At 73.2% G+C, this 2,417-nt stretch carries 2 protein-coding genes; both read left to right on the top strand.

The genetic code is table 11. The features are described from left to right. Positions 1 to 906, top strand: a 906-nt coding sequence (locus ACFU99_RS40880) for an ACT domain-containing protein (RefSeq protein WP_384403032.1), incomplete at its 5' end; no start/stop codon positions are given. A gap of 132 nt (positions 907 to 1,038) precedes the next feature. Continuing rightward, a partial coding sequence (gene ffh / locus ACFU99_RS40885) for a signal recognition particle protein (RefSeq protein WP_384403035.1) occupies positions 1,039 to 2,417 on the top strand: 1,379 nt, incomplete at its 3' end.

Below are 2,417 nucleotides of genomic sequence, written 5' to 3' on the forward strand. Positions count from 1 at the left end.
GTACGGGCCGTGGCGGAGGCGGTCGGCAGCGGCGCCGCCCTGGAACTGCTGCACGCCCTGACGGAGGCGGACGCGCTGGCCACCGGGCCCGCCGCGTGGAGCGCCTGGCGCGCCTCGCTCGTGGCGGACCTGGTCAAGCGCGTCGCGGCGGCCCTGGCGGGCGAGCCGGTCGCGGAGCGCGGCGAGCCGCGGACGCCCACGGCGGAGCACGAGCGCCTCGCCGTCGAGGCGTGGCGCACGGGCGGTCCGGTCCTGGCGCTGCGCACCCGCGGGGATGAGGGGGAGGGGCGGGTGAGCGAGGCCGGGGGCGATCCGGTGGGCGTCGAACTGCTCATCGCCGTGCCCGACCAGCCGGGTGTGCTGCCCGCGGCGGCGGGCGTGCTCGCCCTGCACCGGCTGACGGTGCGGGCCGCCGACCTGCGGGCCGTCGAGGTGCCGCCGGCGGCCGCGGTCCCGGCCGCTGCCGGCGCGGAGGTCCTGCTGCTCAGGTGGCGGGTCGCCGCCGAGTACGGCTCGCTGCCGCAGGCGGTCCGGCTCCGCGACGACCTGGTGCGCGCCCTGGCGGGCACGCTGGACATCGCGGCCCGGCTGGCGGAGCGGGAGGCCGCCTACGGCAAGCGGCGGCGGCAGGCGGTGTACGCCCCGCCGCCCACGGCGGCCGTCGTGCCCGGCGGCTCGCGGCGCGCGACGGTCCTCGAAGTGCGCGCCCAGGACGTCCCCGGACTGCTGCACCGCATCGGGCGGGCCCTGGAGGACGCCGGGGTCACCGTCCGCAGCGCCCACGTCTCGACGCTGGGGGCGAACGCGGTCGACGCCTTCTACGTGACCGGTCCGGGGGGCGTCCCGCTGGGCGGTGTGGAGGCCGCGGAACTGGCCCGTACCGTGCAGGGAGCGCTGGGCGGCTGACCGTACCCCGGACGGCCGGATACCCTTGGGGGCGCGACGTACTCGACCTGCCGGCCATGTCAGGCTCTCGTCCTGGCGACCGGCACGACGAGACCGGCGAACGGCTTCCGACCCGAAGGATCTGCGACCACCGTGTTCGATACCCTCTCCGACCGCCTTGCAGCGACGTTCAAGAGCCTCCGGGGCAAGGGCCGCCTGTCCGAGGCGGACATCGACGCCACCGCGCGTGAGATCCGCATCGCCCTGCTCGAAGCGGACGTGGCGCTGCCCGTCGTCCGCTCCTTCATCAAGCAGGTGAAGGAGCGCGCGGTCGGGGCCGAGGTCTCCCAGGCGCTGAACCCCGCGCAGCAGGTCATCAAGATCGTCAACGAGGAGCTGATCGGCATCCTCGGCGGCGAGACCCGCCGCCTGCGGTTCGCCAAGAACCCGCCGACCGTGATCATGCTCGCCGGCCTCCAGGGCGCCGGCAAGACGACCCTCGCCGGAAAGCTCGGCCACTGGCTCAAGGGCCAGGGCCACGCCCCGCTGCTCGTCGCCTGCGACCTCCAGCGCCCCAACGCCGTCAACCAGCTCTCCGTCGTCGCCGAGCGCGCCGGCGTCGCCGTCTACGCGCCGGAGCCGGGCAACGGCGTCGGTGACCCGGTCAAGGTCGCGCAGGACTCGATCGAGTTCGCCAAGTCCAAGCAGCACGACGTCGTCATCGTCGACACCGCCGGCCGCCTCGGCATCGACCAGGAGCTGATGCGGCAGGCCGCGGACATCCGCGACGCGGTCCAGCCCGACGAGGTGCTGTTCGTCGTCGACGCGATGATCGGCCAGGACGCGGTCAACACCGCGGAGGCGTTCCGCGACGGCGTCGGCTTCGACGGCGTCGTCCTGTCCAAGCTGGACGGCGACGCCCGAGGCGGCGCCGCGCTCTCCATCGCGCACGTCACCGGCCGTCAGATCATGTTCGCCTCCAACGGCGAGAAGCTGGACGACTTCGACGCGTTCCACCCGGACCGCATGGCGTCGCGCATCCTCGGCATGGGCGACATGCTCTCCCTGATCGAGAAGGCCGAGCAGACCTTCAGCCAGCAAGAGGCCGAGCAGATGGCGGCCAAGCTGGCGAAGGGCCCCAAGGAGTTCACGCTCGACGACTTCCTGGCCCAGATGGAGCAGGTCCGCAAGATGGGCTCCATCTCCAAGCTGCTCGGCATGCTGCCCGGCATGGGGCAGATCAAGGACCAGATCAACAACCTCGACGAGAAGGACGTGGACCGCACCGCCGCGATCATCAAGTCGATGACGCCGGGTGAGCGCAAGGACCCGCACATCATCAACGGCTCCCGCCGGGCCCGTATCGCCCGCGGTTCGGGCGTGGACGTGAGCGCGGTCAAGAGCCTGGTGGAGCGCTTCTTCGACGCGCGCAAGATGATGTCGAAGATGGCGCAGGGCGGCGGCATGCCGGGGATGCCCGGCATGCCGGGCACGGGCGGCGGTCCGGGCCGGCAGAAGAAGCAGGTCAAGCA

Origin of the sequence: Streptomyces sp. NPDC057654 (assembly GCF_042800135.1) — a bacterium.
GTDB lineage: Bacteria > Actinomycetota > Actinomycetes > Streptomycetales > Streptomycetaceae > Streptomyces.